Consider the following 26,762-nt stretch of genomic DNA (forward strand, 5'->3'; position numbering starts at 1 on the left):
ATTTTATGTTTACAATTACAGCAATATCCGTATGCCTTCGCGAGCTATCTCAAAACCGCACAAGTTAACTTCAGCTTGCTGTGGGCCGCCTTTATCAATGCAATGCCGTATTCTTATTATTTAAAGTGTCAGTAAGACCTGAAGCTTTTTACTTATATGAATCACGTCCTCAAGGGCATCCATTTTATCTCTATTGATCCGATTATTTTACCAATAAGTAATCTGTTTACTTAAATTATTTCCGGCTGTGAAAACGGCGGTGCAATTCGCGCACCTTTTCGGTAAGCTCGGGAACGGGGCCTTCCACCTCAATATCCCTCACTACTTCCTCAATGGGCAAGGTCTTCACGGGCGGTGGCTTATCACTTAATTCTTCCTTCCACTCGCTTAGCTGCGCCGAGGAGCTGGCATACACCACGCGTCCTAGTCCCACCCAGCCGTGGGCCGCGGCACACATGGGACAGTGTTCTCCGGTGGTATAAACTGTGGCAGAAACCCGCTCTTCCGGTCTCATATTCTTTGCCGACCACCGCGCAATCTTAATTTCCGGATGACGGGTGGGGTCACCCTCTGTAACCTCCCGGTTGTGATCCTCAAACAACACCTCACCGTCGGCCGACACTAGCACCGATCCAAATGGTTCATCCCCAACTTCCAGTGCTTCTTCAGCCAGCTTTATGCAACGCCGCAAATGTTTGAGATCAGTTTCATCAATCATAGAATAATCGGTAATGTTTATTGTTAGGTAATTTGACCTATCTCAATAACATCTTCATCCATTTCGTCCACGGTCTTTTTGACCTTGTCGGCGGCCTCCGGATCTACAACGGCGATGAGTCCGATCCCCAGGTTGAAGGTGGACCGCATGTCGTCTTCGGGCACATTACCGAGATCCTGGATAAGTTCAAAAATAGTGGGGCGCTCCCAGGCCTTCCAGTCCACGTCGATTGAAAGTTGGTCGGGTACCACGCGTTCAGTATTGCCCATGATGCCTCCACCGGTAACGTGCGAAAATCCATTAACACCCTGTATATCTCGCAACTTCCGGATAATTGTTAGATATGATTTGTGGATAGCCAGCAGAGCCTCTCCCACTGAGGTACCTAGTTTATCTACGTGATCCGTTACATCATATTCAGAAAATAGTACTTTTCGGGCCAGAGAATAGCCGTTAGTATGCAATCCTGTACTGCGAAAACCAAGCAGTAAATCTCCTTTCTGAATATTAGAGCCGTCTATAACTTTTTCTCTGTCAACGAGCCCAACGATAGTTCCTGCAAGGTCAAATTCACCTTCGCTGTAAATATCCGGCATCTCAGCTGTTTCTCCACCAATCAATGCAACATCATTTTCTTTACAAGCCTTGCCAAATCCTTTAACAACTTCGTACCCAACATCCTGTTCCAATTTTCCCGTTGAAAAATAATCCAAGAAGAAGAGTGGATCGGCCCCGCAAACAGCAATGTCGTTTATACAATGATTAACTAAGTCCTGTCCTACGGTATCATATTTTTCAGATTTAAAAGCAACTATAAGCTTGGTACCAACTCCATCTACACTACTTACAAAAACTGGATCTTCATAGCTGTCTAAATTGGGACGAAAGAAACCACCAAAGCCTCCAATATTTTGCAAAACCGCATCACTGTGGGTTTGTTTTACAATTCCTTTGATAGATTCCACCATTTCTTCACCAGCTTCTATATCGACACCGGCATCTTTGTACGTAATTTCTTTCTTGCTCATTACAGAAAATTAAAATTGATGATTTCCTTTTCTTTGAGAGATATAAATATACCTAACTCACATCTGCTTTTTAAGATTTTTTCTCCACATTATCTACTCGTAAACCATTAATACAATAAGATTATAATATTTGTAGTACATAGTAGATCGTGTTGATAAGTGGATAACTTTTTAATGAACAAGAAATATCCGTAAAACTACCTATTGTGGATTATTTTGTGGATAAGATTTTGAATAAAAACAAATACTTAGCGCAAATGTATTTGAGTTATTAACATTTTATAGAAAACAGGTAAATGTTGTATACACTAGTTTTCTATTGTATAACTTGTTGATAATTGAATTGAGTTGTTGAAAGCTGTGGAGAATTTTTGTTGGTTTTGGATGGTCTTTTTTGAGAAGGAGTTTTACACATATTTATCCACAGGGTTATTAACAAATAAAGTTATGAAAATAGTACTTCAACGGGTATCAAAAGCATCGGTTAGAGTTGAAAATGTGCAGACAGGAGCTATTGAAAATGGGCTAATGTTGCTGGTGGGTATTCATGAAGATGACGATCAGCAGCATATGGAATGGTTGGCAGAAAAGATATTGAAACTCCGTGTTTTTGATGATAAGAGTGGAAAGATGAACTTATCAGTACAGGATGTGAAAGGAGAGATACTGGTAGTACCGCAGTTCACTTTGTATGCAGATTATGAGCAGGGTAATAGACCTAGTTATTTTTCTGCTGCGGGACCAGAGAAAGCCGAAAAATTATATAATGAAATGGTGAGCTATTTTAAGCAACAGTCGGAGCTAAATATAGAAACTGGTAAATTTGGCGCCAATATGGATGTTGAATTTTGCAACGATGGTCCCGTTACTTTGGTTTTAGAGAAGTAAAATAGATAATGTGTTATCCTGAGCAGTTATCAGGATATGGTATGGTTATTTTAATAAATGTCTTTAATATTTCTTTTCATAGACGGTGTAGGATTAGGAGAGGAGGGAGAGGCAAACCCTTTTAGCCGATTAAGCTATCCAGGTTTTGAAAAAATGGCCGCCGGTCAATCCTTTACTAAAGATGCTGATGAGATAATTAAAAACAACCATGTTTTTAAACAGATAGATGCTGTTCTGGGCGTAGAGGGATTACCACAAAGTGGTACGGGACAAACAACGCTTTTTTCCGGAGAAAATGCTGCAAAAAAAATTGGTAAACACTTTGGACCGTTTCCACATTCAGGTATAAAACACCTGCTAACAGAACAGAGTTTATTTTCAAAGGCAAAACGACTGGGAAAAAAGTGTGGTTTTATAAATGCATATCCTGATATTTTCTTTGAAAAGGCACAGAAGAAAAACAGATGGAGCTGCACAACATTGATGACAAAAAGTGCAGAAATTCCGCTACATACAGCAGAGGATGTAAAGAATAAAAAAGCGCTGACAGCAGGAATTACCCAGCAGGCATGGAGAGATCATTTAAATATTGATGTGCCACGAATATCTCCCGAAAATGCAACAGATCGATTACTGAACCAATCAGAATATTATGATGTATTGCTATATGAGTATTATCTTACTGATAAAGCAGGTCACAGCCAAGAGCACGAAAAAGCATCTAATTATTTAAAGACCTATGATAGATTTTTAAATAAATTGATTAAAGAATCCCCAAACGATACAACGATTATACTTTCAAGTGATCATGGAAACATTGAAGATCTATCTGTTAAAACGCATACGCTAAATGAAGTACCGCTTTTTGTGAAGGGACCCGGAGCTGCAGGGTTTAGTAATATGGGTAGTATAGAAGAGCTAACGCCGGGAATTTTAGAATTATTAAAGAAAAACTAACTATTTAGTTAGTATAAATAAGTTATATTTCTTATGTGGTTTTTAAAAAAGTAGCCTAAATTATTTTGTTAACCTATCAGTTAACTGTAGATTGAGTTTCGCTTTCAAGCGTATTTACAATCCGATTAAATATTTCATCAATAGACCCCACACCATCTATCTCTTTAACAATATTTTGTTTTTTGTAGTAATTAAGAACGGGCTGGGTTTCGTTTCTATAAACGTTTAATCTATTTTTTACTTTTTCGGGAGAATCATCAGTCCTGTTTTCATCACGCTTTAAAATACGGTTTACTAGTTCAACTTGGGGAACGACAAGTTGAATAAGGGCATCCAGGGTTTGTTCATTTCTTTTAAGAATGTCATCAAATGCACTAGCCTGGGGAAGGGTACGTGGAAATCCATCTAAAATATAACCATTCTCATATTGATCTTTTTTAAGTTCTTCATCTACTAATGCAACAACTTTATCGTCGGGTACCAATTCCCCAGCATCTAAAATAGATTTTACTTCTTTACCGAGAGGAGTTTTATTTTTAATAGCAGATCTAAAAATTTCTCCCGTAGAAAGATGTGGAATATTGTATTTTTCGCTGAGACGTGATGCTTGAGTACCTTTACCCGCCCCGGGAGGTCCAAAAATAATAATGCGCATATAAATATATATTAGGAACTTAGAATATTCGAGTTACTGAAAATAGTGCAATCAACAAGTATTTTCAATTTTAAAAATTATGGTTGAAGGAAAATAACTTTGATTATGGTATATTGTGAAAGAAAAAGTAAAATATTATAACTATGGGCTGGCAAGAAACACTGGATTATCTACATTATTTTTTGAACCTCAAGTTGTTTACGGTAAGTGGAGTTTCCGTTACGGTAGCAACAATTGCGCTTTTTATTTTTTTACTGGTTTCATTTATAAGCTTGGGCATTTTTGTTCGCCGCATGTTAAACCAGCGCATTTTACAAAAATTTCGAATTGATAAAGGAACAAGTTATACCCTTTCCCGAATTATTCAGTACATCATTATTTCTGTTGGAGTGCTGATATCATTTAATGTTGTAGGTATAAATCTAAGGAGTTTAACTGTTATTTTTGGGTTGCTTTCTGTAGGTATTGGATTTGGACTACAGAATGTAACATCCAATTTTATATCAGGACTTATAATTTTATTTGAGCGACCTATTAGTGTTGGTGATCGGGTGATGGTAAATAATATAGAAGGGGATATCACTGAAATTAATATCCGTTCAACGATGGTACGTACCATCAATAATATTTCTATCATTGTTCCGAATTCAGAGTTTGTATCAAAAGATGTAATAAATTACTCTCACGGGGATACAACATATCGATTAGATCTCGAGGTGGGGGTGGCTTATGGATCTGACTTGGATACCGTTATAAAAGCGCTTGAGGAAGTTGCAGCTCAAAATAAGTTTGTAATGAAGAAACCCGAAGCAGAAGTACATTTGGTTGAATTTGGAGAGTCTTCATGGAATATGCAGTTGCGAGCTTGGATTGAAGATGTAAAATACCATCCTAAAGTGCGTAATCAGCTAAACCAAGCCATAGTAAGAGCTTTTAAAGAGTATGATATTGTAATTCCCTTTCCACAGCGCGATCTGCATGTGCGTTCATCTGAATCGTTTCCGGTCAGAGATACAAATAAATAATGTAGGATCATAGCACACCATGATCCTACATTACTATAAAATATTACAGTTTGGGAGTATTAATTTTCTATCGGAATTGATTCTTGCTCTAGTTCTTCAATGAGGTCAGATGTTTCACCGCGCAAAATAGGTTCTACTTTTTTTAATTCTGAATCTACTTTGGAAGCTAGTTCTTTATAAACAGCATATTGCTGCTCAGTAGGCCGTCCGTCACCGGTGCCAACCGTATTGGCCAGCGAGGCAAGCTTGTTATTTAACTTAATGGGATAATTAAGTACATCCTGAAAGGATTCTGCCTTGGTCTGCATTAGTTCGCCCTCAACTTCGGATAAAGTATGTAACAGAGAATGAATGCGGTCCTGAATTTGCTTATCGTTAGCATATTCTTTTTTAACATCCATGAGTTCTTTTCGCATTTCCCGAATACGATTAATTGTTTTATGAGTGGTGTCGAGCTTGGCAATAATTGTTTGCTGGAGGTCAAACTGTGCCTCAAAATCATCTTGCGTAGTTTCAATACGCGGATCTTTGGTAATTTTAAAGGATTGCTCGTTCACCGTTTCTCCATCTACAATTAGCCGTACCTTGTATGCACCAGGTACAGCGGTGGGGCCACGGGTAGATCCAGCCCACAGAATTTGACGGCCGTCGAGATCAGTTGCACCGGGATATCTCATATTCCAGACAAACTTGTTTTGACCCTGTTTGGTTGTTAGCACATCGGGGGAAACCTCATGTTCTTTTTCATAAAATTTTTCTGATTTTTTAACCTCATTTCCATCCAGATCTTCTTGGTTAGAAAACGTTCGTATAACATCACCGTCCGGCTCGGCAAACTGCAGCTGTACTTCTTTTTGATCAACAGCAGCATCAGTAATATTATAATGTACAACTACGCCATCTTCAGGGTTTTCGCCTAGTGTTTGTCCTGGCTGAACATCAGTGTGGTTTCCAAAGAGATAGGTTGTCTCCGGTTTATATAAGTAATAGCCAGAATTTATAACATTGTCATTAAGTTGATGCAGGACCGAGAGATTATCGAGTATCCAAAACGAGCGTCCCTGTGTAGCAACTACAAGGTCTTTTTCTCGCTTATGGACAGCTAGATCAGTAACTGGGACACTAGGGAGGTTTAGCTGCAGGGGTTGCCATTGCTCACCATCATTGAAAGAAACATAAACACCTGTTTGGGTACCAGCATAAAGCAGTCCTTCTTTATTGGGATCCTCACGAATTACGCGCGTGAAATCCTTTTTGGGGATACCGTCCGTAATCTTAGTCCAGCTTTTGCCGTAGTTTGTTGTTTTGTACAGCATTGGTTGAAAATCATCAAACTTATACCGGTTGGCAGCAAGGTAGGCCGTACCGGCATCGTGGGGAGAGGGATCGATGATACTAGCCAGTGATTCGGGCATACCGTCGGGCGTTACGTTGGTCCAGCTGTCACCATTATCTCGACTCACGTGGATGAGCCCGTCGTCAGCACCGGTCCAGAGAACACCCTGTTTAACGGGTGATTCAGCAAAGGTAAAAATGGTGTTATAATATTCTACGCTGGTATCATCCTTAGTGATAGGACCGCCGGACTCCTCCTGTTTTGATTTGTCATTCCGGGTTAAATCTTCGCTGATGGTATCCCAGCTCATTCCTTCATCATCTGAGCGGTGGACAAACTGCGAAGTGGCATACAGCAAATCAGGATTATGCGGAGAAATATAAATTGGGAAGGTCCACTGGAAGCGATATTTCAAATCTTTTGCGCCTGCACCCATAGGGTTGTCCGGCCATACGTCAATGCGGTCGCTTTGATTCGTAAAGCTGTTAAATTTATTGAAGTATCCGCCGTAGCTGCCGCCGTAAGTTACGTTGGCGTTCTCGGGATCTGGAGCAATATAACCGCTTTCACCTCCGGCGACAGGATGCCAGTCTCGTTTGTCAATACCATAATCGGCTGTTCTATTTTTAATACCTACCGTACTGTTATCTTGCTGGGCACCATAAATCCAATAGGGGAACTGGTTGTCAGTAATAACCTGATAAAATTGGGCTGTACTATATTTATGGTTTGATGACCAGCTTTTACCGCCGTTGTAGGTTACTTGTCCGCCGCCGTCATCAGCAACGACCATGCGATCACTATTATTGGGATCAATCCATAAATCATGGTGGTCGGTGTGGGGTGTGCCGATGCGTTCAAATGAACTACCACCGTCGGTAGATTTATAAAACCCTACATTCAGTACATATACTTCGTTTTCACTTTCGGTGCCTGCCATGATGTGGGTATAATACCAGGCTCGTTGTCGTAAGTTGCGTTCACTATTGATACGGTCCCAGCTTTTTCCGTTGTCATCAGATCGAAAGACACCACCATTTTCATTTTCTATTATTGCCCACACGCGATCGGAATTAACTGGAGAAACAGCAACACCAATCTTGCCGAGCAGTCCCTTGGGCATACCTGGACGTTGTGAAATATTTTTCCATGTTTCACCACCGTCAGTACTTTTGTACAGTCCACTGCCTTTGCCCCCGCTCGACATTTTCCAGGGATTACGGAAGGCTTCCCACAAGGATGCGTATAGAATACGTGGGTTGTTGGGATCTACTTCAATATCAACAGCCCCGGTGTGTTTGTTATGAAAGAGTACTTTTTGCCATGTTTTACCGCCGTCCGTCGTTTTGTAAACGCCGCGTTCTTTATTGCCCTCCGTTCCAAAGGCATGCCCCATAACTGCTACCCAGGCAACATCTTTATCTTTCGGATGGACGGCAATTTCGCCGATGAAATGAGATTCGGGTAGTCCAATATGGGTCCAGGTTTTTCCACCATCCACTGATTTGTACATACCGTCGCCGGGCGACATGTTGCCACGGATACAGGTTTCGCCCATTCCTGCGTAAATAATATTTGGATCTGATGGAGCGACTGTAATTGCTCCCACTGATCCGGTCTTGAAAAAACCGTCGGAAATATTAACCCAGTTTTTACCTCCGTCTGACGTTTTATAGACTCCACCACCGGTAAATCCTGCGTAATAAGTATCGGGTTGGTCGGGATGACCACTTACCGCAACGGAACGTCCACCCCGAAAGGGACCAATATTTCGGTAATCTAACTCTTGCATGGCAGATGAGCTGTAGGTACGGTCAGAAACACCTTCCTCCATCTGGTTCCCGCCAAAACGTTGGGCAATGGCAGTATTATTTATTCCTAAAAAGAGAAAAAAAACAAGAAAAATTATAGAGAGAGCTTTGTTAAATGTGGATGACATCGGCTGGCGTAGCATAAAAGTGTAGGTTTTGATTGTTGACTGAGTGGTTTTATAAAAAACAAGGTATAAAAAAATATAGTATGGGTTTAGATAAAAAATTGGGAAGCTAAATATTTTAATTGGTTCGGTCGCATGTAATCCTTCTGCATTATCATTATTTTGGATCTATGAAAACAAATGCACTAATAGCAAGACGCTATCTCTTTTCAAAAAAGCATGTTTCGCTGATTTCTACACTTACCGGGATCAGTATTACGGGTGTTACTATTGGAACAGCTCTGTTGATTGTAGTACTGTCGGTATTTAGTGGGTTCTTTGAGGTGATCAAGGGGTTCTTGCTGCAGAATGATCCGGATATACGTATAGAATCGACAGCTTCAGATACGTTTGTATTTACTGGAGATATGCAGCAAACATTGGCCGATAAACCTGAAATTAAGGATCTTGCTTCTTACGTAAAGGGTAAGTCGCTGATGGTTCATCCGCAAGTGAATGATCAGGTAGTACAGGTTAAAGGCATTAATCAAGATGAATACTTTAAGATTAATAAGCTCAGTAATAATATAGTAAAGGGTTCTATTGATTTAGGAGTTAAAAATAGAATTCCGGGCATGTTGCTTAATGAAAAGCTAATGAGGGAAATGAACCTTGAGGTGGGAGATAAAATTGCCTTGCTGAGTGCTGATGGAATGCGTAAATCGTTAACTCAGTTTTCTCTGCCTCGTAATTATCGATTTGAGATACGTGGTACGTATTCGCGGTTGCAAATTACAGATGGGCCGGCAGTTTTTATAGAACAAGAGGCAGGACAGCGGTTATTTGAAACTAAGAATGCTATTTCCGGCATCGATATTCGACTTCAAAAAACCGAAGAGGCTGAAGGAGTAAAAACTTCGCTGCAGAATAAGCTGGGCAGTACTTATAAAATATCAACCTGGTATGATTTGCAACAGCCACTTTATGATATAATGTATCTCGAAAAATGGAGTTCGTATCTTATTTTGATGATTATAGTGATTGTGGCTGTGTTAAATATCATTGGTTCATTGACGATGATTGTCATTCAGAAAAATCGTGATATTGGTGTGCTACAGACAATGGGTTTTACGCCCTCAGATATCAAACAAATATTCATCCGGCAAGGGTTATATATTGGACTGATCGGTTGTTTTATAGGCGGGGGAATAGGCCTGCTGCTTAGCTGGCTGCAGAAACAGTATGGTCTTATCAAGCTTTCTTCGGCATTTATTATTGACGCCTATCCCGTGAGTATTGAATACCTGGATGTGAGTATTGTGCTTATTGGCAGTTTACTGCTATGTGTGCTGGCCAGCTGGTATCCTGCGCGCAGAGCTTCTCGGGTAGAGCCCGCTGATGCGATACGTTATGATTGATGTTGCTATTTTTCTTCTTGTAGTCCTAATTTTTTACAAATAGTAGCTAGTTCCTCAAGCTCTTGGGATGAAAGTATGTCAAACTCTTCGACAATACGTGACAGGTGCTGTGGAAAATATGATGAAATAAATGCTTCTCCTTCGTCGGTAAGGTGTATTAGCATGGCCCGCCGGTCTTCGGGATCTCGCTGCCGCTCAACCCATCCACTTTTTTCAAGGTTATCAATGACCATAGTAATGTTACCGCCACTTTTAAGGAGTTTTTCTCCCAAGGATTTTTGATTTAGTGGGCCAAGGTGATACAGGGCCTCGAGCACACCAAATTGACTGACGGTAAGATCCACCTCGGCATGGTGGCGGTTTAACCTATTGTTAATACTTTCGGTCGCTCGGACCAGCTTAATAAAAGCATTTAATGTTTGCAGCTCTCTTTCGCTCCCCTCGTAATGCGTTCCCATTTTTATAAATTGTAGAATTAATGTTGTTTGGTAATCTATGCTGTGAATATATCATTTTGTGATCGAAAAGCATTAAATGGCATAACTAACACTCACAGGAGCGTGGTCGGAGAGGTCCCACGCTCTTTCGATAGTAGCTTCTTCGGCTAATTCCAGTAATTCGGGGCTGCTCATGTGATAGTCAATACGCCATCCTTTATTTCGTTCTTTAGATGCAGCACGATAGCTCCACCAGCTGTAAAGATCGGATTCTCCCTCATGGAGCCGGCGATAGACATCCTCAAAACCTGTTTGGAGCAAGCGACTAACCCACTCACGTTCTTCGGGTAAAAACCCCGAGGTGTTTTTGTTTCTCTTGGGATTGTGAATATCAATAGCTTTGTGACAAATATTGAAATCACCACAAAAAACAACTGGTTTTTCACTTGCCAAATATTTTTGAGCAAAGGGCAGAAAGATATCCAGAAATTCCATTTTTAGTTTTTGTCGTTCATCGCCTGTTGTGCCGCTAGGTGCATAAATGGAGAAAACGATGAGGTTTTCATATTCGGCCATCATAATGCGCCCCTCTTGGTCAATCCAAGCAACACCAATGCCCTTTTCTATGTTAATAGGTTCTTCTTTGGATAGGATTCCAACTCCGGAATAGCCCTTTTTTTCTGCTGTATGATAAGCCTTATGATAATCTAATTCTTGAATAGGATCAGGCACCTGGTGTTCCATAGCCCGTAGTTCTTGTAGGCAAATAATATCGGGATGGGATTCCTCAATCCAGTCTGTAAAACCGTGACGGTGCGCTGCGCGAATACCATTAGCGTTTAGGGATGAAATTTTAAGCATAATGTTATAGTAGGAAGTAGAAGGTAAAAAAGTTAAGAAGTTGATTTAGAGTAGTCACTTATTTCTACTTATGACTTTACTCTAATTACTTACCTTTTACAATCGCATAATTCCGTTTGCCCACCTTTAGAGTGAACTCTGTATCTTCCTCAAAGGTTACGCTGTATCCCTTGTCTGAAACTTTTTCATCATCAATAGAGATACCACCTTGTTGAATAAGGCGCTTGGTTTCACCGTTGCTGGAGGTGAATTCGGCATCGGAGACGATATCCAACAGTCGCACTTCATTACCCGAAGAATATTCAAGAGTTGGAGCATCATCGGGGATGGCATCGCCAATGACGGTTTGTTCAAAGTTTTTACGGGCCTGCTGCGCTTTATCTTCACCGTGATAAATACGGGTGATGCTCAGTGCCAGCTCATGTTTGGTATCACGAGGATCTTCTTCAATTTTCTTTTCATACTTTGGGAGCTCATCTACATCCACATCCGAAAGCAGCTCAAACCACGAGTACATTAAATCATCGGGAATCGATAACACCTTGCCGTACATATCGTTAGCACTTTCGGTAATACCAATATAGTTGTCGTATGATTTCGACATCTTTTTGGTCCCGTCCGTGCCCACAAGCAGTGGCATCATAAGGGCAATCTGGGGCTCTTGTTCAGCATCTTTTTGGAGTTCTCGACCTACTAATAAATTAAACTTTTGATCGGTTCCGCCCAGCTCAACATCCGATTGCAGGTGTACAGAATCCTGTCCTTGTGCCAGTGGATATAAAAATTCGTGTAGCGAAATAGGTTGATTGTTGTTGTATCGCTTGGAGAAATCATCCCGTTCAATCATACGGGCTACCGTTAGTTTAGAGGTCAGCTTAATGACATCCTCAAAATCCATATCTCCCAGCCATTCTGAATTATAAACAATGGAGGTTTTGCTTTCATCCAGAATTTTCGTGGCCTGATCGAGATAAGTTTCAGCATTTTCCTTTATTTCTTCAGGTGACAGAGCAGGACGCGTTTTATTTTGTCCGGTGGGATCTCCAATCAGGGCGGTGAAATCTCCAATTATTAGAATTGCCTCGTGGCCTAGATCCTGAAACTGTCGCAGTTTTCGAAGGATGACCGAATGCCCCAGATGTAGATCCGGCCGGGTAGGGTCACATCCCAATTTAATCTTTAGTGGGGAACCTTCTTCTTTCGATTTCTTGAGCTTTTCAACAAGCTCATCTTCGGGTACAATTTCGACAGTACCACGCTTTATAACTTCTAGTTGTTCTTGAACAGGTAAAAATGACATAATATAATTAGGAATTACTGTTATTATCTAAAATGGGAAAATCATCAATGGGATTATATTTATCGAGCGTATGCTGAACAGTAGACGAAAAATCTTCAGCTCCAGGCCATACTTTAGCTATCATATCGTAAGACCATGGAGCAAGATATACAATGTAAGGATAGGTGGCTGACTCTTGACGAGCTTCTTTTGAAGGCAGGCTAAATCCTGCTAAGATTAACAGGATGGCACTTACAGCTATACCGCTTTTCAAAAACCCAAAACCGGCCCCGGCCAGACGATTAATCGTGTTCAACTTAACGATTTCTAAAAACTTTTTGCTGAGATAAGCAATCAGGTGAACAATGGCCAACGTAGTGATAAAAATGAGCAGCCCGGAGGCAAAGGGAATAACAGCAGATGCTTCTGAAAACAGGGGAGCAATCAGTTTTCCCACCGGATCCATGTATTGAAAAGAAAAAAAGACGGCCAGAATCATGCCGACAATACTGAGCACTTCCTTAATTATGCCGTTAACAAAACCACGGTAACAAAAGAAGGCTATGGGCAGTAGTATCAGGCAATCCAGCAAATTCATAGTGGTGAATTAAGAAAGTTCATCCTTAACGATCTTGCTAACCAATGATCCTTCGGCTTTGCCTTTAAGCTCTTGCATCATAATACCCATAACTTGCCCCATGTCGGACATATCTTCAGCGCCAAGATCATTTATTTTTTCTTGGGCAATATCGCGAACTTCATCTTCCGAAAGCATCTCCGGCAGATAAGATTCGATAATTTCCAGTTCGGCACGTTCTCCATCCGCAAGATCTTGCCGATCTCCTTTTTCAAACTGTTCGATTGATTCCTTGCGCTGCTTGGCAGCCTTCATAAGGACCTCAACAGCTTGCTCATCAGAAAGGGACGCTTCACCATCTTTACGCTCACTGATTTCACGTTCTAGTAGCTTTGATTTAAGAGAACGAAGAACACGTAGCCGGTCTTGATCCTTATCCTTCATGGCCTGTTTTAAATCAGCCATTATTTGATTTTTAATAGACATAATATGTTGGTGAAATATTGAGACGACTAGCTTTTCAAAGACATAAAAAAAGGTTCCATTCGCCAATGCGAATGCAACCTCTTTCGGAAATAAAGAAAATGCTAGTCTTTGTTTTCGTTGATGAAATCCTGCACATCATCTTCATCAACTATTGCTTCTTTATAACCGAATTTGTTATTACCGGTTTCGGTAGCAACAATCACTTTTGCCATACGCCGATCCGAGTTATCTTCAGATCCTTCTTCAGTTCCAAATGTTTTTTTCTTAGCCATAATTCTAAAAAGTTACTATTTAATTTCTTTGTGTACGGTATGCTTGCGAAGAACGGGGTTATATTTTTTTAGCTCCAGTCGGTCAGGAGTATTTCGCCGATTTTTTGTAGTATGATATCGCGAAGTACCCGGTGCTTCGGTGCATTCCAAGATTACTTGTACTCTATTTCCTTTTGCCATAATTCTTTGATTGTAAAATTATCGGTTAATCGTTAACTGCTTAACAGTTCGTCTAACGACAATTAACGAATAACTAGTTAAACGTCTTTTATAATCGTTCCTTTCTCACGCGCTTCTTGAAGTACAGCGTGAATTCCTTTCTTGTTAATGGTACGAAGTGTTTTGGCAGAAACCTTCAGCGTTACCCACTTATCTTCTTCGGGCACATAAAACTTCTTTTTTTGCAGGTTCTGCTCAAATTTGTGCTTCGTCTTGTTATTTGCATTCGAGGAACGGTAGCCATTTTGTGCGCCTTTCCCCGTAATATCATCTTTGCGTGCCATAAATAATTAGTCAAGGACTCATTTTAATTGTTGCTCAGATTGACGAGAAAAATAGGCTTATTCCCAAAAAATATCAATGTTTCTTTTCGTGATAAAAAGATCTTAATTTTAACCGTTTCCAAAAGCTTTTAAAATAGCCCAATCCCGGAGACCGAAAAACCTTAAAAAACAAGCTTTTAACTGTTTTTAGGGGGTTAGCCAGTTAGGCCCATTGATCACTTTGATTTTGCCTATTTATGCCCTATTTTCAGGCGTCTTCATCATTGTTTTAACCCTTAGTCACTTCTATATTTATGGCGAAAAAGAAAGGTTCGGATTATAAGGCGGAAAATATACAGGTCTTAGAAGGTTTGGAGGCTGTGCGTAAACGTCCGGCGATGTACATTGGAGATGTTGGAAAGCGCGGACTTCATCACTTGATAAATGAGGTTATTGATAACTCTATTGATGAAGCAATGGAGGGCCACTGTGACCAGTTAGATGTAGAAATTAATGAAGATGGTTCGATCACTATTACAGATAACGGTCGTGGAATTCCGGTTGATGAACATCCCAAAATTAAATTACCAGCAGTAGAAGTTGTACTCACCAAACTGCACGCGGGTGGTAAGTTTGATAAAAATACATATAAGGTTTCTGGTGGTCTTCACGGAGTAGGTGTGAGTTGCGTGAACGCACTTTCATCACACTTTTATGCTGAGATTCATCGTGATGGCAAAATTTACGTGATGGAATTTGAACACGGCAAAACAGTTCAGCCGCTTGAAGAGAAGGGGGAAACCGACAAAACGGGTACGAAAATTACGTTTACGCCCGATCCGGAAATTTTTAAAGAAACCCGGGAATTTAAGTACGATATTGTTGCTGATCGGATGCGGGAGCTTGCCTTTTTGAATCCCCAAATTACGATTTCGCTTGAGGATAAGCGAGGCAATGGACGTGAAGAAGAATTCCATTACGAGGGCGGAGTTAAAGATTTTGTTGAGTATTTGGATGAAGATCGTGATCCCATGATGAAGGAGCCTATCATGATTACCGGAGAAGTTGATATGGTTCCGGTAGAGTTAGCTATCCAATATAATGGAGGGTACTCTAAAAATGTACATTCTTACGTAAATAATATTAATACGCGTGAGGGCGGTACACACATTTCCGGATTCCGAAGAGCACAGACTCGATCTCTAAAAAAGTATGCTAAGGACAATAATTTAATTAAGAGTGATATTAGCGTATCCGGTGAAGATTTTAGAGAAGGAATGACAGCTGTGCTGAGTGTAAAAGTACCTGAGCCACAATTTGAGGGACAGACAAAAACAAAGCTCGGTAACTCCGAGGTTCAAAGTGCTGTTGAGAAAATTGTTTATGAGCAACTCAATGAATTTCTCGAGCGGAATCCTAAAGTAGCCAAAAAGATTCTTAAGAAAGTTATTCTGGCCGCCGAGGCACGTGAAGCTGCCCGAAAGGCCAGAGACCTTATCAAGCGTAAAAGTGCTATGAGTGGTGGAGGGCTGCCCGGTAAACTGGCAGACTGTTCCATAAAAGATCCTGAACACAGCGAAATTTATTTGGTAGAGGGCGACTCTGCCGGCGGATCTGCAAAGATGGGGCGAAACAGAAGCTTTCAGGCTATTTTGCCCCTGCGTGGTAAGATTCTTAACACCGAGAAAGCCAAGATTAACCGCATTCTCGAAAACAATGAAATTCAGGCCATGATTACGGCGCTTGGTGCCGGGGTAGGACACTCCGAAGAAGATTTTGATCTCGAGCAATTACGCTACCACAAAATTATTATTATGACAGATGCTGATGTGGATGGTTCACACATTCGCACGCTGCTTCTTACCTTCTTCTATCGTTATATGAAGCCGCTTATCGAAGGAGGACATATTTATATTGCTACTCCACCGCTTTATCGTATTTCATATACGCGGGATAATATTGAGTATGCATGGGATGATGACACGCGAGATAGTATCATAGCTGATCTCAAAGACTCCCGAACCAAGTTTGATGTATCACGATATAAGGGACTTGGAGAAATGAATCCGGAGCAGCTTTGGGAAACTACGATGGACCCGGAAACACGTACGCTGCAAAAAGTTACGGTTGAAAATGCCGCTCGGGCAGATAAAGTATTTTCAAGGCTTATGGGCGCTGACGTTAAGCCCCGTCGCGAATTTATCGAGAATAATGCGGAATATGCTACACTCGACATTTAAGCCGCACATCAATATCTAAAATTTTATTTACAACCTGATTTAGACTAGAAATATCTATGGCTAGAGAAAAAATTGTACCTGTTGCAATAGAAGACGAGATGCAATCGGCATACATTGATTATTCGATGTCTGTTATTGTTTCTCGAGCCCTCCCGGACGTTCGGGATGGCCTAAAACCCGTTCACCGGCGCATTTTATATGGGATGAGTGAACTGGGAATGCTGCACAACAGAAACTATAAAAAGAGTGCACGTATTGTCGGTGAAGTGTTGGGGAAATATCACCCGCACGGTGACTCGGCGGTTTATGATTCTATTGTGCGAATGGTACAAACCTTTTCGCTGCGTTATCCACTAGTTGACGGACAAGGGAACTTTGGATCTATTGACGGTGACTCCGCGGCGGCCATGCGTTACACAGAGGTACGGATGGAGCGTATTGCAGAAGAGATGCTTACGGATATCAACAAAGAAACCGTTGATTTCCAGACCAACTTTGATGATACGTTGCAAGAGCCAACGGTATTGCCGGGCATGTTGCCTAACCTATTACTCAACGGAGCATCTGGTATTGCCGTGGGGATGTCCACAAATATGCCTCCGCATAACCTTACTGAAACTATTGACGGCATCATTGCTTACCTCGAGAATCCTGATATTGATTGCGAAGGGTTGATGGAGCATATCTCTGCGCCTGATTTCCCAACAGGAGGTATTATTTATGGGTATGACGGCGTTAAGAAAGCCTATGAAACAGGGCGCGGTAAAATTACGATGCGTGCCCGTTGTACTACTGAGGAACTTCGTCGGGGTCGCGAGCAAATTGTAGTTACAGAAATTCCCTATCAGGTAAACAAAACTACGCTTATAGAGAAGATTGCGCGGCTAACACGCAATGAAAAAATTGAAGAAATTTCAGAAATCCGTGATGAATCTGACCGCGAAGGCATGCGGATAGTTGTAGTTCTTAAGCGGGGTTCCAATACGGGTATTGTACTCAACCAGTTGTACAAATATACGCAGATGCAGAAAACATTTGGCGTGATTAACCTGGCCTTGGTGCAAGGACGTCCTAAAGTAATGCCGCTCAAAGAGTTAATTCATCATTATGTTGAGCATCGTATTGAGATTATCATCCGTCGTACGCTGTATGATCTCGACCAGGCCGAAGCACGTGCTCATATTCTTGAGGGTCTTAAAATTGCTCTTGATGATCTGGATGAAGTTATTAAAACAATTCGTGCTTCCGACAGTCCCAAAGAAGCAAATAAAGCACTTCGCAGCAAGTTTGCACTGACGGACATTCAGGCCAAAGCCATTTTGGATATGCGCCTGCAAAAACTGACAGGGCTCGAGCGTGACAAAGTAGAACTAGAGTACAAGGACATTGCCGAAAAGATTGAAGGTTACCGCGGAATCCTGGGCAATCGCGACCGACAGACGGATATTATAAAGGAAGAGTTGCTGGAGATACAGGATCGATATGGAGATTCGCGTCGTACGCAGATTGTGCATTCGGCCGAAGACTTTAGCGTTGAGGATATGATTGCTGATGAAGATGTGGTAATCACGATCTCAAACAAAGGCTTTATTAAGCGGATGCCGGTGAGCGGATATCGACGCCAGAAACGTGGTGGAAAGGGAATGAAAGGGACCAACACCAAGGATGACGAATATGTAGAGCACCTGTTTGTTGCGACCAATCACAATTATATTCTGTTCTTTACCGAAAAGGGTCAGTGTTATTGGCTCAAGGTATATGAAATTCCCGAAGGTTCACGAACGGCAAGGGGACGAGCAATTGTCAACCTTATCAATATTGATAAGGATGATAACATTAAAACTTTCGTTCCTGTTAAAACATTAGATGATGAGGAATACATTAACGATCATTCCATCGTGATGGCAACCAAAGATGGAAAAGTTAAGAAAACAACCCTTGAAGCATATAGTCGTCCACGCACTAACGGTATTATTGCCATCAATATTAATGAGGACGACAGCCTGCTTGAAGCATCACTAACAGACGGTGAAAGTAATATTATCCTTGCCAATCGCGAAGGACGTGCTATTCGATTCCATGAAAGTGAAGTTCGAGATATGGGACGAAATACTACCGGAGTGAAAGGAATGACACTCTCCGATAAAAATGAATTGGTGGATATGGTTGTCATCAAAAACACTCATGAAGCTACAGTTCTAGCGATATCAGAAAATGGATACGGCAAGCGTTCGTTGGTAGAAGATTATCGCGAGCAAAGCCGTGGAGGGAAAGGAGTTATTACGCTCAAGGTTACCAAGAAAACGGGTGATCTTATTGCCCTTAAAGAAGTGTCGGACAAAGATGATCTGATGATTATCACGGAATCTGGCAAGGTAATTCGCATGAATTGTGGTGATATCCGAACGATGGGACGAAATACCCAGGGAGTTCGGATTATGCGTCTCGAATCTGATGCAAAGATTGGGGCCGTAACACGCGTTGTCAACGAAGAAGAGGATGCAACGGTGTAGGACCCAATAAATATTAAAGTTTACCAGCCCTGGCAGAATAGAAAACTCTGCCAGGGTTTCCTATTTCAAGAAAGGACTATCAATTTAGTTTTTAAAGATAGTGGGATAATTTTTTTAATAAAGAATCATAAGCTTGTGAAGGGGAGGAGGTTATTTTTTATAAGTTGTGTATAAAATGAAATTGAGAGGGGCACTGCTTCATGATGCATGAAGTTGAAAATAATGGTTTTGTTGCTGATGCGGGATTTCAGGAATAAACTATAACAAGGAAAAATAGATCAAACTTTAAGGACCAGTTGAAATCAGCTGGTTTTTTATTTAGTTGGTTCCATCATTTCTTTGAGCAACTTCTTTCTTTTTTCAATTAAAAGCTCGGGACCGACAATTTTTAGCTCCCTTGGGAATTGCAGAAGCCATTCATTGATGAACCGCAGATTATCAAAGAAAAACGAAAACCTAAATAAGTTAGGCTTAATTTCTTTTTTATTAATAATTTTAGCCGGCAGATTAGCCTTGAATCGCTTTAGGGCACTTTTTTGTACATCGACCTCCACTTTGTACGAACTCTCGTCAGAACGGAAAATTAACCCTTCTACGTCGATTTTGCCATGCGGTACAAAATTTTCATCCAGAATTTGGATATCTGACATACGATCGAGTACAAAATTACGTACAGCATCTCTTTTGTGGGAATGACCTATAACATTCCAGTGGTCTCGGAAAAAAACAATAAGGTAGGGATCAATTTTCCGATTGGTAACTTCTTCATTTGATTTTGCCCGGTACTCACATTTAATCGATTGGTTTTCGGAGATCGCATTGCTGATAATATACCAGTCACCACCCTCCATTTTTTGACCACCAAAATTTAAGTATGGATCAACTACAGTACGTTCTTCCAACGATTCCATAAATTCAAGCAGGTCATCGGGCACTACTTCTTTTATTTTAAGCTCTACACCTTTGGCATCTTCAATCAGTTTTTTATCAATTTGGGACTTTACAAAGTTGAGCCCAACCATAATAGTGGCTAGTTCTTTTGAGGTAAACATCAGTGGTGGTATCTTATAACTCCGCATTATGCCATACCCATTGTATTTGTCATAGGTTACAGGCACGTTCATTTCAGAAAGAGAGTTAAAATCCCTGAAAACTGTCCGTCGGCTGACGTCAAATTTTTCGGCGATATCATCAACCATAATACGGCTGTTGGATTGTTGAAGCATAAGGATAAGCTTCATTCTACGCTCGGAGCTATTCATCTTTTGGGCACCCTTTAAGTTGCTGATTTATGAGCTGATAAAATAACTGAAAAAAGACAGCTCTTCGAATTTAAGATTCCGTAGCATTTACTTTTGTAGGGGAGGGAAGTAGCTCAGTTATTATAAACGATTAACAACCACTATTGACTTTCCTTCGTAGAATTTTTCTTCAGTTGAAAGGGAGTAAGAATTTATTTCAAGAGGCGCGGAAATATTTTCCAGTTCATTGCTAAGATCTTCTCCCTTGTAAAAAACCATACTAGTCCAGGGAAGATGTTGCGTCATCTGATATAGCTCATTTATTTTAAACGCATGTTTGGAAATCAAAAGAAAGGGTTGGTCTTGCTGAATCTGTTCTACAGAACCATCAACAATCCCAATATTATTTACTTCCATTTTTTTAGCTATTTGTTTAATAGCTAAGCACTTCTTGGTAACCAGATCATTTAAGAGCAGGTGTTTTTTCGGATGAGTAATAGCCAAAGGAAGCCCTGGAAGCCCGCCACCCGTGCCAGTATCCATTATAAGATCAGCAGATAAAAACACCTCTAATTGCGATAATAGCAGTGAGTGGCGGATGTGCTCCCAAACTGTTTCACGTGAAACACTCCGACTCACAAGATTTACTCGTTTATTCCACCACAATAAGTGATCGAGAAAGCTTTTAAGCTCTTCTTGGTATTTGTCGACCAGATCATCAACAGCGCTAAATGTTTCACGTGGAACATTGTGTCGATTTACTGAGATATGTTTCACGTGAAACGTAAAGTTTTGATGGTTGGGGTTTCTTAATTGTCCAGATAGACCATGAGAACAGATACGTCACTAGGGCTTACTCCACTAATTCTGCTTGCTTGTCCCAAAGTTTCGGGACGGATGCGATCCATTTTTTCTTTTCCCTCAGCAGAAAGACTGTTGATCTTATCGTAGTTGAGTTCGTCGGGAATAAGAGTGTCTTCCTGCTTCTTCATTTCTTCTACCATTTCAAACTCTTTTTCAATGTAGCCGGCATATTTAATCTGTATTTCAACCTGCTCAAAAACAAGCCCGTCGGTAGTAATTTCAAGGGCTTTTTCTTTTAACTCTGGGTCGGCCTCAAAGATATTTCTAATAGATAGTTCAGGGCGGGGGATGAGTGTTTTTGCTTTAACCGGTTGCGACAGGGTGGAGGTGCCTCGTTCTTTGAGCATCGGATCCATCTTTTCGGGGTATACGGTATAGTCAGCTACGAGATCATGGATTTTGTCAATGGCTTCTTTTTTAGTTTTGAATGCTTCAAAACGTTCATCAGAGGCGAGCCCAATTTTGTGTCCCAGTTCTGTAAGTCGCAAGTCAGCATTATCTTGACGTAGTAGTATGCGGTGCTCAGCTCGAGAGGTAAACATGCGGTAAGGCTCTTCGGTACCTTTAGTAATCAGGTCATCAATGAGCACTCCAATGTAAGCCTCCGAACGTTTGAGGATAAATTCATCTTTGTCCTGAGTCTTGCGCGCAGCGTTTATTCCGGCCATAAGTCCTTGACATGCTGCTTCTTCATAGCCGGTGGTGCCGTTAATTTGCCCGGCAAAAAAGAGTCCTTTGGTAATTTTTGTTTCCATGCTCCGGCGTATCTGATAGGGAGGAAAGTAATCGTATTCAATAGCATAGCCGGGACGCAGCATAATAGCATCTTCAAAGCCCGGAATGGTGCGAAGAGCTTTATATTGTACATCTTCGGGCAAGGAAGTTGAAAATCCGTTAAGATACATTTCATAGGTGTTCCATCCTTCAGGCTCTAAAAAGAGCTGATGACTGTCTTTTTCAGAAAACCGATTGATTTTATCCTCAATACTGGGACAGTATCGCGGTCCGGTGGAGTCAATAGTGCCATTAAACATGGGGCTGCGGTCAAAGCCAGAGCGCAACACTTCATGGACTTCTTCATTGGTATCGCAAATCCAGCAGGTGAGTTGCTCTTCGCGCGTGGGTAGTGATTCAGTCATAAAAGAAAAGGCATTAGGCTCTTCATCACCATACTGTATATCCATCTTTTCATAGTTGATAGATCGGCCGTCAATACGTGGCGGGGTGCCAGTTTTTAATCGTCCTACTTCAAAGCCTAGGTCTTCGAGTGCAGCAGAAATTCCGATGGAAGCGCGTTCGCCAGAGCGACCGCCACCCATCTGGGTTTCGCCGATATGCATAAGTCCATTTCCAAAAGTACCAGTTGTTAGTATAACGGTTTGTGCCTCAAAAGTTTGACCGGTAGAAGTGCGGACACCGGTTGCTTTTTTCCCGTCTTCTGTGGTCAACACATCTACCACATTATCCTGTCGAAAATGAAGGTTTTCTTTTTTCTCGAGTTCCAGTCGCATCGTCTTACTGTAGAGCGCGCGGTCACTCTGGCAGCGAGGACTCCACATTGCAGGTCCTTTGCTGGTATTGAGTATACGATACTGCACTCCAGATTTATCAGCAACCTTACCCATAAGTCCGCCAAGCGCATCAATTTCACGTACCAGTTGTCCCTTAGCTATACCGCCAATAGCGGGGTTGCACGACATTTTAGCAATGGCGTCTAGATCCATTGTAATAAGCAGGGTTTTTGCACCAATTTCGGCGGCAGCTCCGGCAGCTTCACTACCGGCATGGCCGGCACCCACTACAATTACATCATAAGAAGAGTACAGAGAATCCATAATTAGCGTAAGTGTATGTTTTTATTACACTTAAAATTATTAATAATTTTTGTAACCGGTATATCTTAAATATACAAGCACTTCACAAATTAAGTAAGTCCCCAAAAATAAGGGTTTTCAGAGACAAAGTTTAACAGGTGAGTATTAATTTTAAAACTTGGGGTGGTTAACTATCCGTTTGTAAGTTTGGATGATCGGCGCAGTACATAGCAAATTTAGTTAGGCGTGCAGGCTTTTGAGCAGTGGCTCACCGAAATGGAACTAGAAAAAGATAATACAAAGCACCCTGCTTTGTGTCGTTACCTGGAGACAATAATACTGATATGTATAAAATAAGTTTTAAAACGTAAGAATTGATGCGAATGATACGTCTATAACATTCTAAGCAATATCATATATTATGTTACAATAAGTTGCTGTTATTGCATGTAGTTTATTAAGCCCAAAAAGTTGAGTTATGAAGCACGTTAGTCTTATAATTTTTACTATAGGTATTTTTCTCATGGGAATGACGACTGATCAAACAGATGTAAACAAAGTAAATAGTACCGATCAGGTGGAGGGTAGTGATCTGTATGCCAATCTTTCTGTAAAATTAATAACAGCAGTTAAAAAAGGCAGCAGTTACAAATCCATTATAGATTCATTAGCTAATGTATCTATAGAAGAGCTAGCCCAAAGTCTTGATACCCAGGGAGAGCAAAAAGCTTTTTGGCTGAATGTTTATAATGCCTATGTGCAGATTTTATTGAAAGAAAAACCCGAGCGCTTGAAGAGCAGAAACGAAACGTTTGGCTATAACTTTTTTTCATCAGATCAGGTGACCATTGCCGGTAAAAAGCTAAGCCTTGATGATATCGAACATGGTATTATTCGTCGGTCCAAAGTTAAACAATCATTGGGTTTTCTTAATAAGATCGGATGGTTTACAGATGATTTCGAAAGGCGAATGCGTTGGGACACGCTCGATCCGCGCATACATTTTGCACTAAATTGCGGAGCTGAAAGTTGTCCTCTTATTGTTGTTTATCATGCCGACCGTGTTAACGAGCAGCTGGATACAACTGCCGAACAATTTCTTAAAAGCAGCACAGAATACAATAAAGAGAAAAACGAAGTAGCGGTAACGCCGTTATTCAGCTGGTATCGCGGTGACTTTGGGGGGAAGGATGGAATTGTGCCTTTCTTGAAAAGGTATGAAGTCATTCCGGAGGAAGCTCACCCATCGGTGTCATTCAAAGATTATAGCTGGAAGGTAGCCCTGGGAGAGTATAAGAAGCTTTAGAAAACCGGCAGGTTAACTTTTGTAATCAGAGTGGCGGATGGTAGGACGGGATTGCTTTTAAGAGCAACGGGTATATCTGAGTAAGGGACAACCAAAAGAGACATTGATATATTTAAATGTAGGATCAGTGCGATTTCTGATGTAGAAGAAATATTTAGAGCGGGGGGGTAATATATGGTCCAGATAGCGTAGAAGGTCGAAAATTAAGAGAAGGAAGAATAGGAGATGGATATAAGAGTCTAATCCAGTTACCCAAATTAAAAAAGAAATGGGGAAAATATAGGCAAACAAAAAAGCCCCCTTACTCTTTGTGAATTAAGGGCTTATCGTGTTGCGATCATGGGAGTTAGAAGCATTGGTTTTCATAAGGCTTCACACCATAATTGATAATTAATGAAAGATTTTTCGTCTACCAATATTTTAAGTCAATGTTGGTAATTTTCTTTTGTTATATACTGCTTGAACTGATATTGAAGCATATCTAATCAATATAGTTGAGGTAGTCCAGCTACCCCAATCCTCCCATTTATAGAAGACACCCTCCCAAAATGAGTCACCAATGAGTGTGTTAGCAACGATTAGTTTCATAATGAAAATCAGATAAGTTGTTGTTTATCATATAGTTAGTAGAATATTGTGAAAACAAAGGTAAAGGGTGGCACGTTTTTTTCAATTTGTTTTCTGTGGCTGTAATGGCCAAAGTAAATACCACAAGAAACAGAAACGATATACCAAAGAAATGAACAGCGTTGAGCACCTGCTCAATCATCAGCTAAAAAGCCTGAAGCCTGAATCAATGGTTGAATAAATTCTCATAGAATTAAGTAAAAAGAGCTTATAAAAATTAGTTAATCAGATATATGAATGCTGAAAAAAGTCAACTTAGAGCCATCATAAGAGATATTGGTGGTATTCAATTATTGATTGGTCCCATTTTACTGATACCGGGGTTGGTTTCAATTCTATATGGCGAAACCTACTCTGCCTTGTCCTTTATAATCAGCTCAGTCATTACTACCATTTTTGGAATAATCGCCTATAAAAGTAATAAAAAGGTAGAAAGCAACGGCCAAAGCCAGGCGATGATAACGGCAGCGGCTGCCTGGATGGTAACTTCCCTTTTTGGAGCTCTTCCCTTTTTCATCGCTGCTCATATTACTCCGGTTGAAGTAGCCCAGTCGTTTCTACCAGCCGGTGAAACGTATTCTTCAAGCCTTTACAATTTTAAGAGTTTTCTGCATGCCCTGTTTGAGAGCGTGAGTTCATATACCACCACTGGTTTGACCATGAGTGTACATGAACCTTCCGTGGGGTATGGGCTGCTCTTCTACCGCTCATTTGCGCAATGGTTAGGTGGGGCCGGTATGATCGTCTTGTCACTGGCTATTCTGCGTCAATCTGGAGGGATGTACGGCTCAGCTCTTTATAGTATTGAAGCCAGTGGTCAAAAAATTAGACCCAATATCCGGCAAACCACACAAGCTATTTGGAAGGTCTATCTGACCGTAACCTCACTGTCGGCACTGTATATATTTATCAGCACCTGGGTGGTATTTCCCGATTATGATATCTTGGAAAACCTGTTTGTAGCAGTGAACCATGCCATGACCGGGCAGTCAACGGGTGGATTCAGCACTTTCGATGATAGCATTTCCGGTTATGGTTCATACCTCATGGAGATGATATATCTGTTGCCAATGATCCTCGGAGCCATTTCAATTCCGCTTTACTACAAAATCTATGAAAAAGGCAGTTTAAAAGAACTATGGCTGGACTACCAGGGCCGCTGGCTTATGTTATTAAGTGTAATCGGGTCGGCCTTTTTAGTTCTAATGCTTTCGGGGATATTCGATTTTGCACAATCATTCCGTGAGGGTGTATTCCAGTTTGTTAGTGCGTTGACGACCACCGGTTGGCAAACGGCAGATCTGAGCACCTGGCCGGTTCATGCCACACTATTAATGGCTACGATCCCAATGATTATTGGTGGATCAACGGGAGCTACAGTAGGTGGAATAAAGATTTTTCGGGCGTACTTCATGGCCAAGGGGTTTGGATGGAGGTTAAAACAAGTAACCCAGCCTTCCAATAGCATCATTGCAATGAGCCTCGGGACAGAACGCTACTCTTATAAAGAAATTTCCAATGATCTGATGGAGGCCTATGTGTTTTCTATGATGTATTTGCTGGTATTACTGGGCGGAATCCTTATGAGTGCAACGTTCATGGGAGATAATTTTACGCTGATCGATGCCATTTTTGAATCAGTATCTGCCCAGGGTACCGTAGGGCTATCTAGTGGACTCACAAGTCCCTCAATGCATCCAGTAACAGAAGTAACGTATATTATTCAGATGCTGATGGGACGTCTGGAGCTTATTCCGATACTCATTATGCTTCGCTCATTTTTTAACCAATCCAAGACTTAATCCAAACGCATTAAAACACAA

General features: G+C 41.0%; 24 protein-coding genes. 9 read left to right on the forward strand and 15 right to left on the reverse strand.

The window, feature by feature from the left end; genetic code table 11:
- Positions 1 to 235: 235 nt before the first annotated feature.
- Together LX73_RS06965 and purM are read right to left on the reverse strand one after the other, a co-directional pair.
- The gene (locus LX73_RS06965; RefSeq protein WP_148898767.1) at positions 236 to 718 is read right to left on the reverse strand and encodes a nucleoside deaminase; all 483 of its coding nucleotides are present in this window, start codon (positions 716 to 718) and stop codon (positions 236 to 238) included.
- Positions 719 to 741: 23 nt separating this feature from the next.
- Complete coding sequence (gene purM, locus LX73_RS06970; RefSeq protein WP_148898768.1) at positions 742 to 1,746, reverse strand: phosphoribosylformylglycinamidine cyclo-ligase; 1,005 nt, start codon at positions 1,744 to 1,746, stop codon at positions 742 to 744.
- A 447-nt stretch (positions 1,747 to 2,193) separates the two neighbouring features.
- Between purM and dtd the strand changes: the two genes are divergently transcribed.
- Complete coding sequence (gene dtd / locus LX73_RS06975) at positions 2,194 to 2,634, forward strand: D-aminoacyl-tRNA deacylase (RefSeq protein WP_148898769.1); 441 nt, start codon at positions 2,194 to 2,196, stop codon at positions 2,632 to 2,634.
- A 57-nt stretch (positions 2,635 to 2,691) separates the two neighbouring features.
- Positions 2,692 to 3,591 carry an alkaline phosphatase family protein gene (locus LX73_RS06980; RefSeq protein WP_148898770.1) on the forward strand — a complete coding sequence of 300 codons (900 nt, stop codon included), beginning with the start codon at positions 2,692 to 2,694 and terminating at the stop codon, positions 3,589 to 3,591.
- A 76-nt stretch (positions 3,592 to 3,667) separates the two neighbouring features.
- On the opposite strand, the gene LX73_RS06985 is transcribed toward LX73_RS06980, so the two are convergent.
- The gene (locus LX73_RS06985) at positions 3,668 to 4,246 is read right to left on the reverse strand and encodes an adenylate kinase (protein WP_148898771.1); all 579 of its coding nucleotides are present in this window, start codon (positions 4,244 to 4,246) and stop codon (positions 3,668 to 3,670) included.
- Between the two features lie 143 nt (positions 4,247 to 4,389).
- Here LX73_RS06985 and LX73_RS06990 point away from each other — a divergent pair, with 143 nt between their 5' ends.
- Positions 4,390 to 5,271, forward strand: coding sequence for a mechanosensitive ion channel family protein (locus tag LX73_RS06990; RefSeq protein WP_148898772.1), 882 nt, complete (start codon positions 4,390 to 4,392; stop codon positions 5,269 to 5,271).
- Positions 5,272 to 5,330: 59 nt separating this feature from the next.
- Here the strand turns inward: LX73_RS06990 and LX73_RS06995 are convergent, their stop codons facing one another.
- Positions 5,331 to 8,561: a WD40/YVTN/BNR-like repeat-containing protein gene (locus LX73_RS06995; RefSeq protein ID WP_246138186.1), complete on the reverse strand. Its 3,231-nt coding sequence runs from the start codon at positions 8,559 to 8,561 to the stop codon at positions 5,331 to 5,333.
- Between the two features lie 152 nt (positions 8,562 to 8,713).
- On the opposite strand from LX73_RS06995, the gene LX73_RS07000 reads away from it, so the two are divergent.
- The gene (locus LX73_RS07000) at positions 8,714 to 9,940 is read left to right on the forward strand and encodes an FtsX-like permease family protein (protein WP_148898773.1); all 1,227 of its coding nucleotides are present in this window, start codon (positions 8,714 to 8,716) and stop codon (positions 9,938 to 9,940) included.
- Between the two features lie 5 nt (positions 9,941 to 9,945).
- Here LX73_RS07000 and LX73_RS07005 read toward each other — a convergent pair whose 3' ends face one another.
- The 8 genes from LX73_RS07005 to rpmB all read right to left on the reverse strand — a co-directional run bounded on the left by LX73_RS07005 (position 9,946) and on the right by rpmB (position 14,355).
- Entirely contained in the window at positions 9,946 to 10,398 is a 453-nt protein-coding gene (locus LX73_RS07005; RefSeq protein ID WP_148898774.1) for a MarR family winged helix-turn-helix transcriptional regulator, read from the reverse strand.
- A 72-nt stretch (positions 10,399 to 10,470) separates the two neighbouring features.
- Positions 10,471 to 11,238, reverse strand: coding sequence for an exodeoxyribonuclease III (locus LX73_RS07010; RefSeq protein WP_148898775.1), 768 nt, complete (start codon positions 11,236 to 11,238; stop codon positions 10,471 to 10,473).
- A gap of 85 nt (positions 11,239 to 11,323) precedes the next feature.
- Positions 11,324 to 12,538, reverse strand: coding sequence for a tyrosine--tRNA ligase (gene tyrS / locus LX73_RS07015; RefSeq protein ID WP_148898776.1), 1,215 nt, complete (start codon positions 12,536 to 12,538; stop codon positions 11,324 to 11,326).
- A gap of 7 nt (positions 12,539 to 12,545) precedes the next feature.
- A complete protein-coding gene (locus LX73_RS07020) occupies positions 12,546 to 13,115 on the reverse strand; it encodes a CvpA family protein (protein WP_148898777.1) in 570 nt (189 codons plus the stop codon).
- Between the two features lie 9 nt (positions 13,116 to 13,124).
- Complete coding sequence (locus LX73_RS07025; protein ID WP_246138187.1) at positions 13,125 to 13,559, reverse strand: GatB/YqeY domain-containing protein; 435 nt, start codon at positions 13,557 to 13,559, stop codon at positions 13,125 to 13,127.
- A 122-nt stretch (positions 13,560 to 13,681) separates the two neighbouring features.
- Positions 13,682 to 13,852, reverse strand: a complete 171-nt coding sequence (locus LX73_RS07030; RefSeq protein WP_148898779.1) for a DUF4295 domain-containing protein — start codon at positions 13,850 to 13,852, stop codon at positions 13,682 to 13,684.
- 15 nt (positions 13,853 to 13,867) lie between these two features.
- A complete protein-coding gene (rpmG, locus tag LX73_RS07035; RefSeq protein ID WP_148898780.1) occupies positions 13,868 to 14,032 on the reverse strand; it encodes a 50S ribosomal protein L33 in 165 nt (54 codons plus the stop codon).
- A gap of 77 nt (positions 14,033 to 14,109) precedes the next feature.
- A complete protein-coding gene (rpmB, locus tag LX73_RS07040; protein WP_148898781.1) occupies positions 14,110 to 14,355 on the reverse strand; it encodes a 50S ribosomal protein L28 in 246 nt (81 codons plus the stop codon).
- A gap of 293 nt (positions 14,356 to 14,648) precedes the next feature.
- On the opposite strand from rpmB, the gene gyrB reads away from it, so the two are divergent.
- On the forward strand, positions 14,649 to 16,574 hold the full coding sequence (gene gyrB, locus LX73_RS07045; protein WP_148898782.1) for a DNA topoisomerase (ATP-hydrolyzing) subunit B: 1,926 nt from the start codon (positions 14,649 to 14,651) through the stop codon (positions 16,572 to 16,574).
- A gap of 56 nt (positions 16,575 to 16,630) precedes the next feature.
- Positions 16,631 to 19,087, forward strand: a complete 2,457-nt coding sequence (gyrA, locus tag LX73_RS07050; protein WP_148898783.1) for a DNA gyrase subunit A — start codon at positions 16,631 to 16,633, stop codon at positions 19,085 to 19,087.
- A 314-nt stretch (positions 19,088 to 19,401) separates the two neighbouring features.
- Here gyrA and LX73_RS07055 read toward each other — a convergent pair whose 3' ends face one another.
- From LX73_RS07055 to mnmG, 3 genes are all read right to left on the reverse strand, one after another.
- Entirely contained in the window at positions 19,402 to 20,349 is a 948-nt protein-coding gene (locus LX73_RS07055; protein WP_148898784.1) for a helix-turn-helix transcriptional regulator, read from the reverse strand.
- Between the two features lie 120 nt (positions 20,350 to 20,469).
- Positions 20,470 to 21,105 (reverse strand): RsmG family class I SAM-dependent methyltransferase, encoded by a 636-nt coding sequence (locus tag LX73_RS07060; protein ID WP_170245613.1) that lies wholly within the window; start codon positions 21,103 to 21,105, stop codon positions 20,470 to 20,472.
- A 32-nt stretch (positions 21,106 to 21,137) separates the two neighbouring features.
- Positions 21,138 to 23,027, reverse strand: a complete 1,890-nt coding sequence (mnmG, locus tag LX73_RS07065; protein ID WP_211359379.1) for a tRNA uridine-5-carboxymethylaminomethyl(34) synthesis enzyme MnmG — start codon at positions 23,025 to 23,027, stop codon at positions 21,138 to 21,140.
- A gap of 457 nt (positions 23,028 to 23,484) precedes the next feature.
- Here mnmG and LX73_RS07070 point away from each other — a divergent pair, with 457 nt between their 5' ends.
- The 3 genes from LX73_RS07070 to LX73_RS07075 all read left to right on the forward strand — a co-directional run bounded on the left by LX73_RS07070 (position 23,485) and on the right by LX73_RS07075 (position 26,741).
- Positions 23,485 to 24,312 carry a DUF547 domain-containing protein gene (locus LX73_RS07070; protein ID WP_148898786.1) on the forward strand — a complete coding sequence of 276 codons (828 nt, stop codon included), beginning with the start codon at positions 23,485 to 23,487 and terminating at the stop codon, positions 24,310 to 24,312.
- Positions 24,313 to 24,967: 655 nt separating this feature from the next.
- The gene (locus LX73_RS12965) at positions 24,968 to 25,120 is read left to right on the forward strand and encodes a hypothetical protein (RefSeq protein WP_170245614.1); all 153 of its coding nucleotides are present in this window, start codon (positions 24,968 to 24,970) and stop codon (positions 25,118 to 25,120) included.
- Positions 25,121 to 25,172: 52 nt separating this feature from the next.
- Positions 25,173 to 26,741, forward strand: coding sequence for a TrkH family potassium uptake protein (locus LX73_RS07075; RefSeq protein ID WP_211359380.1), 1,569 nt, complete (start codon positions 25,173 to 25,175; stop codon positions 26,739 to 26,741).
- Positions 26,742 to 26,762 lie beyond the last annotated feature (21 nt).

Source organism: Fodinibius salinus (assembly GCF_008124865.1).
Taxonomy (GTDB): Bacteria; Bacteroidota; Rhodothermia; order Balneolales; family Balneolaceae; genus Fodinibius; species Fodinibius salinus.

What these genes read in the sequence shown, in the direction of transcription:
- LX73_RS06980 (WP_148898770.1), top strand. Translation starts at nt 2,692, where the DNA reads ATGTCTTTAATATTTCTTTTCATAGACGGTGTAGGATTAGGAGAGGAG.
- tyrS (WP_148898776.1), bottom strand. Translation starts at nt 12,538, where the DNA reads ATGTCATTTTTACCTGTTCAAGAACAACTAGAAGTTATAAAGCGTGGT.
- LX73_RS07010 (WP_148898775.1), bottom strand. Translation starts at nt 11,238, where the DNA reads ATGCTTAAAATTTCATCCCTAAACGCTAATGGTATTCGCGCAGCGCAC.
- LX73_RS07075 (WP_211359380.1), top strand. Translation starts at nt 25,173, where the DNA reads ATGAATGCTGAAAAAAGTCAACTTAGAGCCATCATAAGAGATATTGGT.
- gyrA (WP_148898783.1), top strand. Translation starts at nt 16,631, where the DNA reads ATGGCTAGAGAAAAAATTGTACCTGTTGCAATAGAAGACGAGATGCAA.
- gyrB (WP_148898782.1), top strand. Translation starts at nt 14,649, where the DNA reads ATGGCGAAAAAGAAAGGTTCGGATTATAAGGCGGAAAATATACAGGTC.
- LX73_RS07030 (WP_148898779.1), bottom strand. Translation starts at nt 13,852, where the DNA reads ATGGCTAAGAAAAAAACATTTGGAACTGAAGAAGGATCTGAAGATAAC.
- rpmG (WP_148898780.1), bottom strand. Translation starts at nt 14,032, where the DNA reads ATGGCAAAAGGAAATAGAGTACAAGTAATCTTGGAATGCACCGAAGCA.
- LX73_RS07025 (WP_246138187.1), bottom strand. Translation starts at nt 13,559, where the DNA reads ATGGCTGATTTAAAACAGGCCATGAAGGATAAGGATCAAGACCGGCTA.
- dtd (WP_148898769.1), top strand. Translation starts at nt 2,194, where the DNA reads ATGAAAATAGTACTTCAACGGGTATCAAAAGCATCGGTTAGAGTTGAA.
- LX73_RS07005 (WP_148898774.1), bottom strand. Translation starts at nt 10,398, where the DNA reads ATGGGAACGCATTACGAGGGGAGCGAAAGAGAGCTGCAAACATTAAAT.
- LX73_RS06985 (WP_148898771.1), bottom strand. Translation starts at nt 4,246, where the DNA reads ATGCGCATTATTATTTTTGGACCTCCCGGGGCGGGTAAAGGTACTCAA.
- LX73_RS07055 (WP_148898784.1), bottom strand. Translation starts at nt 20,349, where the DNA reads ATGAATAGCTCCGAGCGTAGAATGAAGCTTATCCTTATGCTTCAACAA.
- LX73_RS07000 (WP_148898773.1), top strand. Translation starts at nt 8,714, where the DNA reads ATGAAAACAAATGCACTAATAGCAAGACGCTATCTCTTTTCAAAAAAG.
- LX73_RS06995 (WP_246138186.1), bottom strand. Translation starts at nt 8,561, where the DNA reads ATGCTACGCCAGCCGATGTCATCCACATTTAACAAAGCTCTCTCTATA.
- mnmG (WP_211359379.1), bottom strand. Translation starts at nt 23,027, where the DNA reads ATGGATTCTCTGTACTCTTCTTATGATGTAATTGTAGTGGGTGCCGGC.
- LX73_RS06965 (WP_148898767.1), bottom strand. Translation starts at nt 718, where the DNA reads ATGATTGATGAAACTGATCTCAAACATTTGCGGCGTTGCATAAAGCTG.
- LX73_RS07020 (WP_148898777.1), bottom strand. Translation starts at nt 13,115, where the DNA reads ATGAATTTGCTGGATTGCCTGATACTACTGCCCATAGCCTTCTTTTGT.
- purM (WP_148898768.1), bottom strand. Translation starts at nt 1,746, where the DNA reads ATGAGCAAGAAAGAAATTACGTACAAAGATGCCGGTGTCGATATAGAA.
- LX73_RS06990 (WP_148898772.1), top strand. Translation starts at nt 4,390, where the DNA reads ATGGGCTGGCAAGAAACACTGGATTATCTACATTATTTTTTGAACCTC.
- rpmB (WP_148898781.1), bottom strand. Translation starts at nt 14,355, where the DNA reads ATGGCACGCAAAGATGATATTACGGGGAAAGGCGCACAAAATGGCTAC.
- LX73_RS07070 (WP_148898786.1), top strand. Translation starts at nt 23,485, where the DNA reads ATGAAGCACGTTAGTCTTATAATTTTTACTATAGGTATTTTTCTCATG.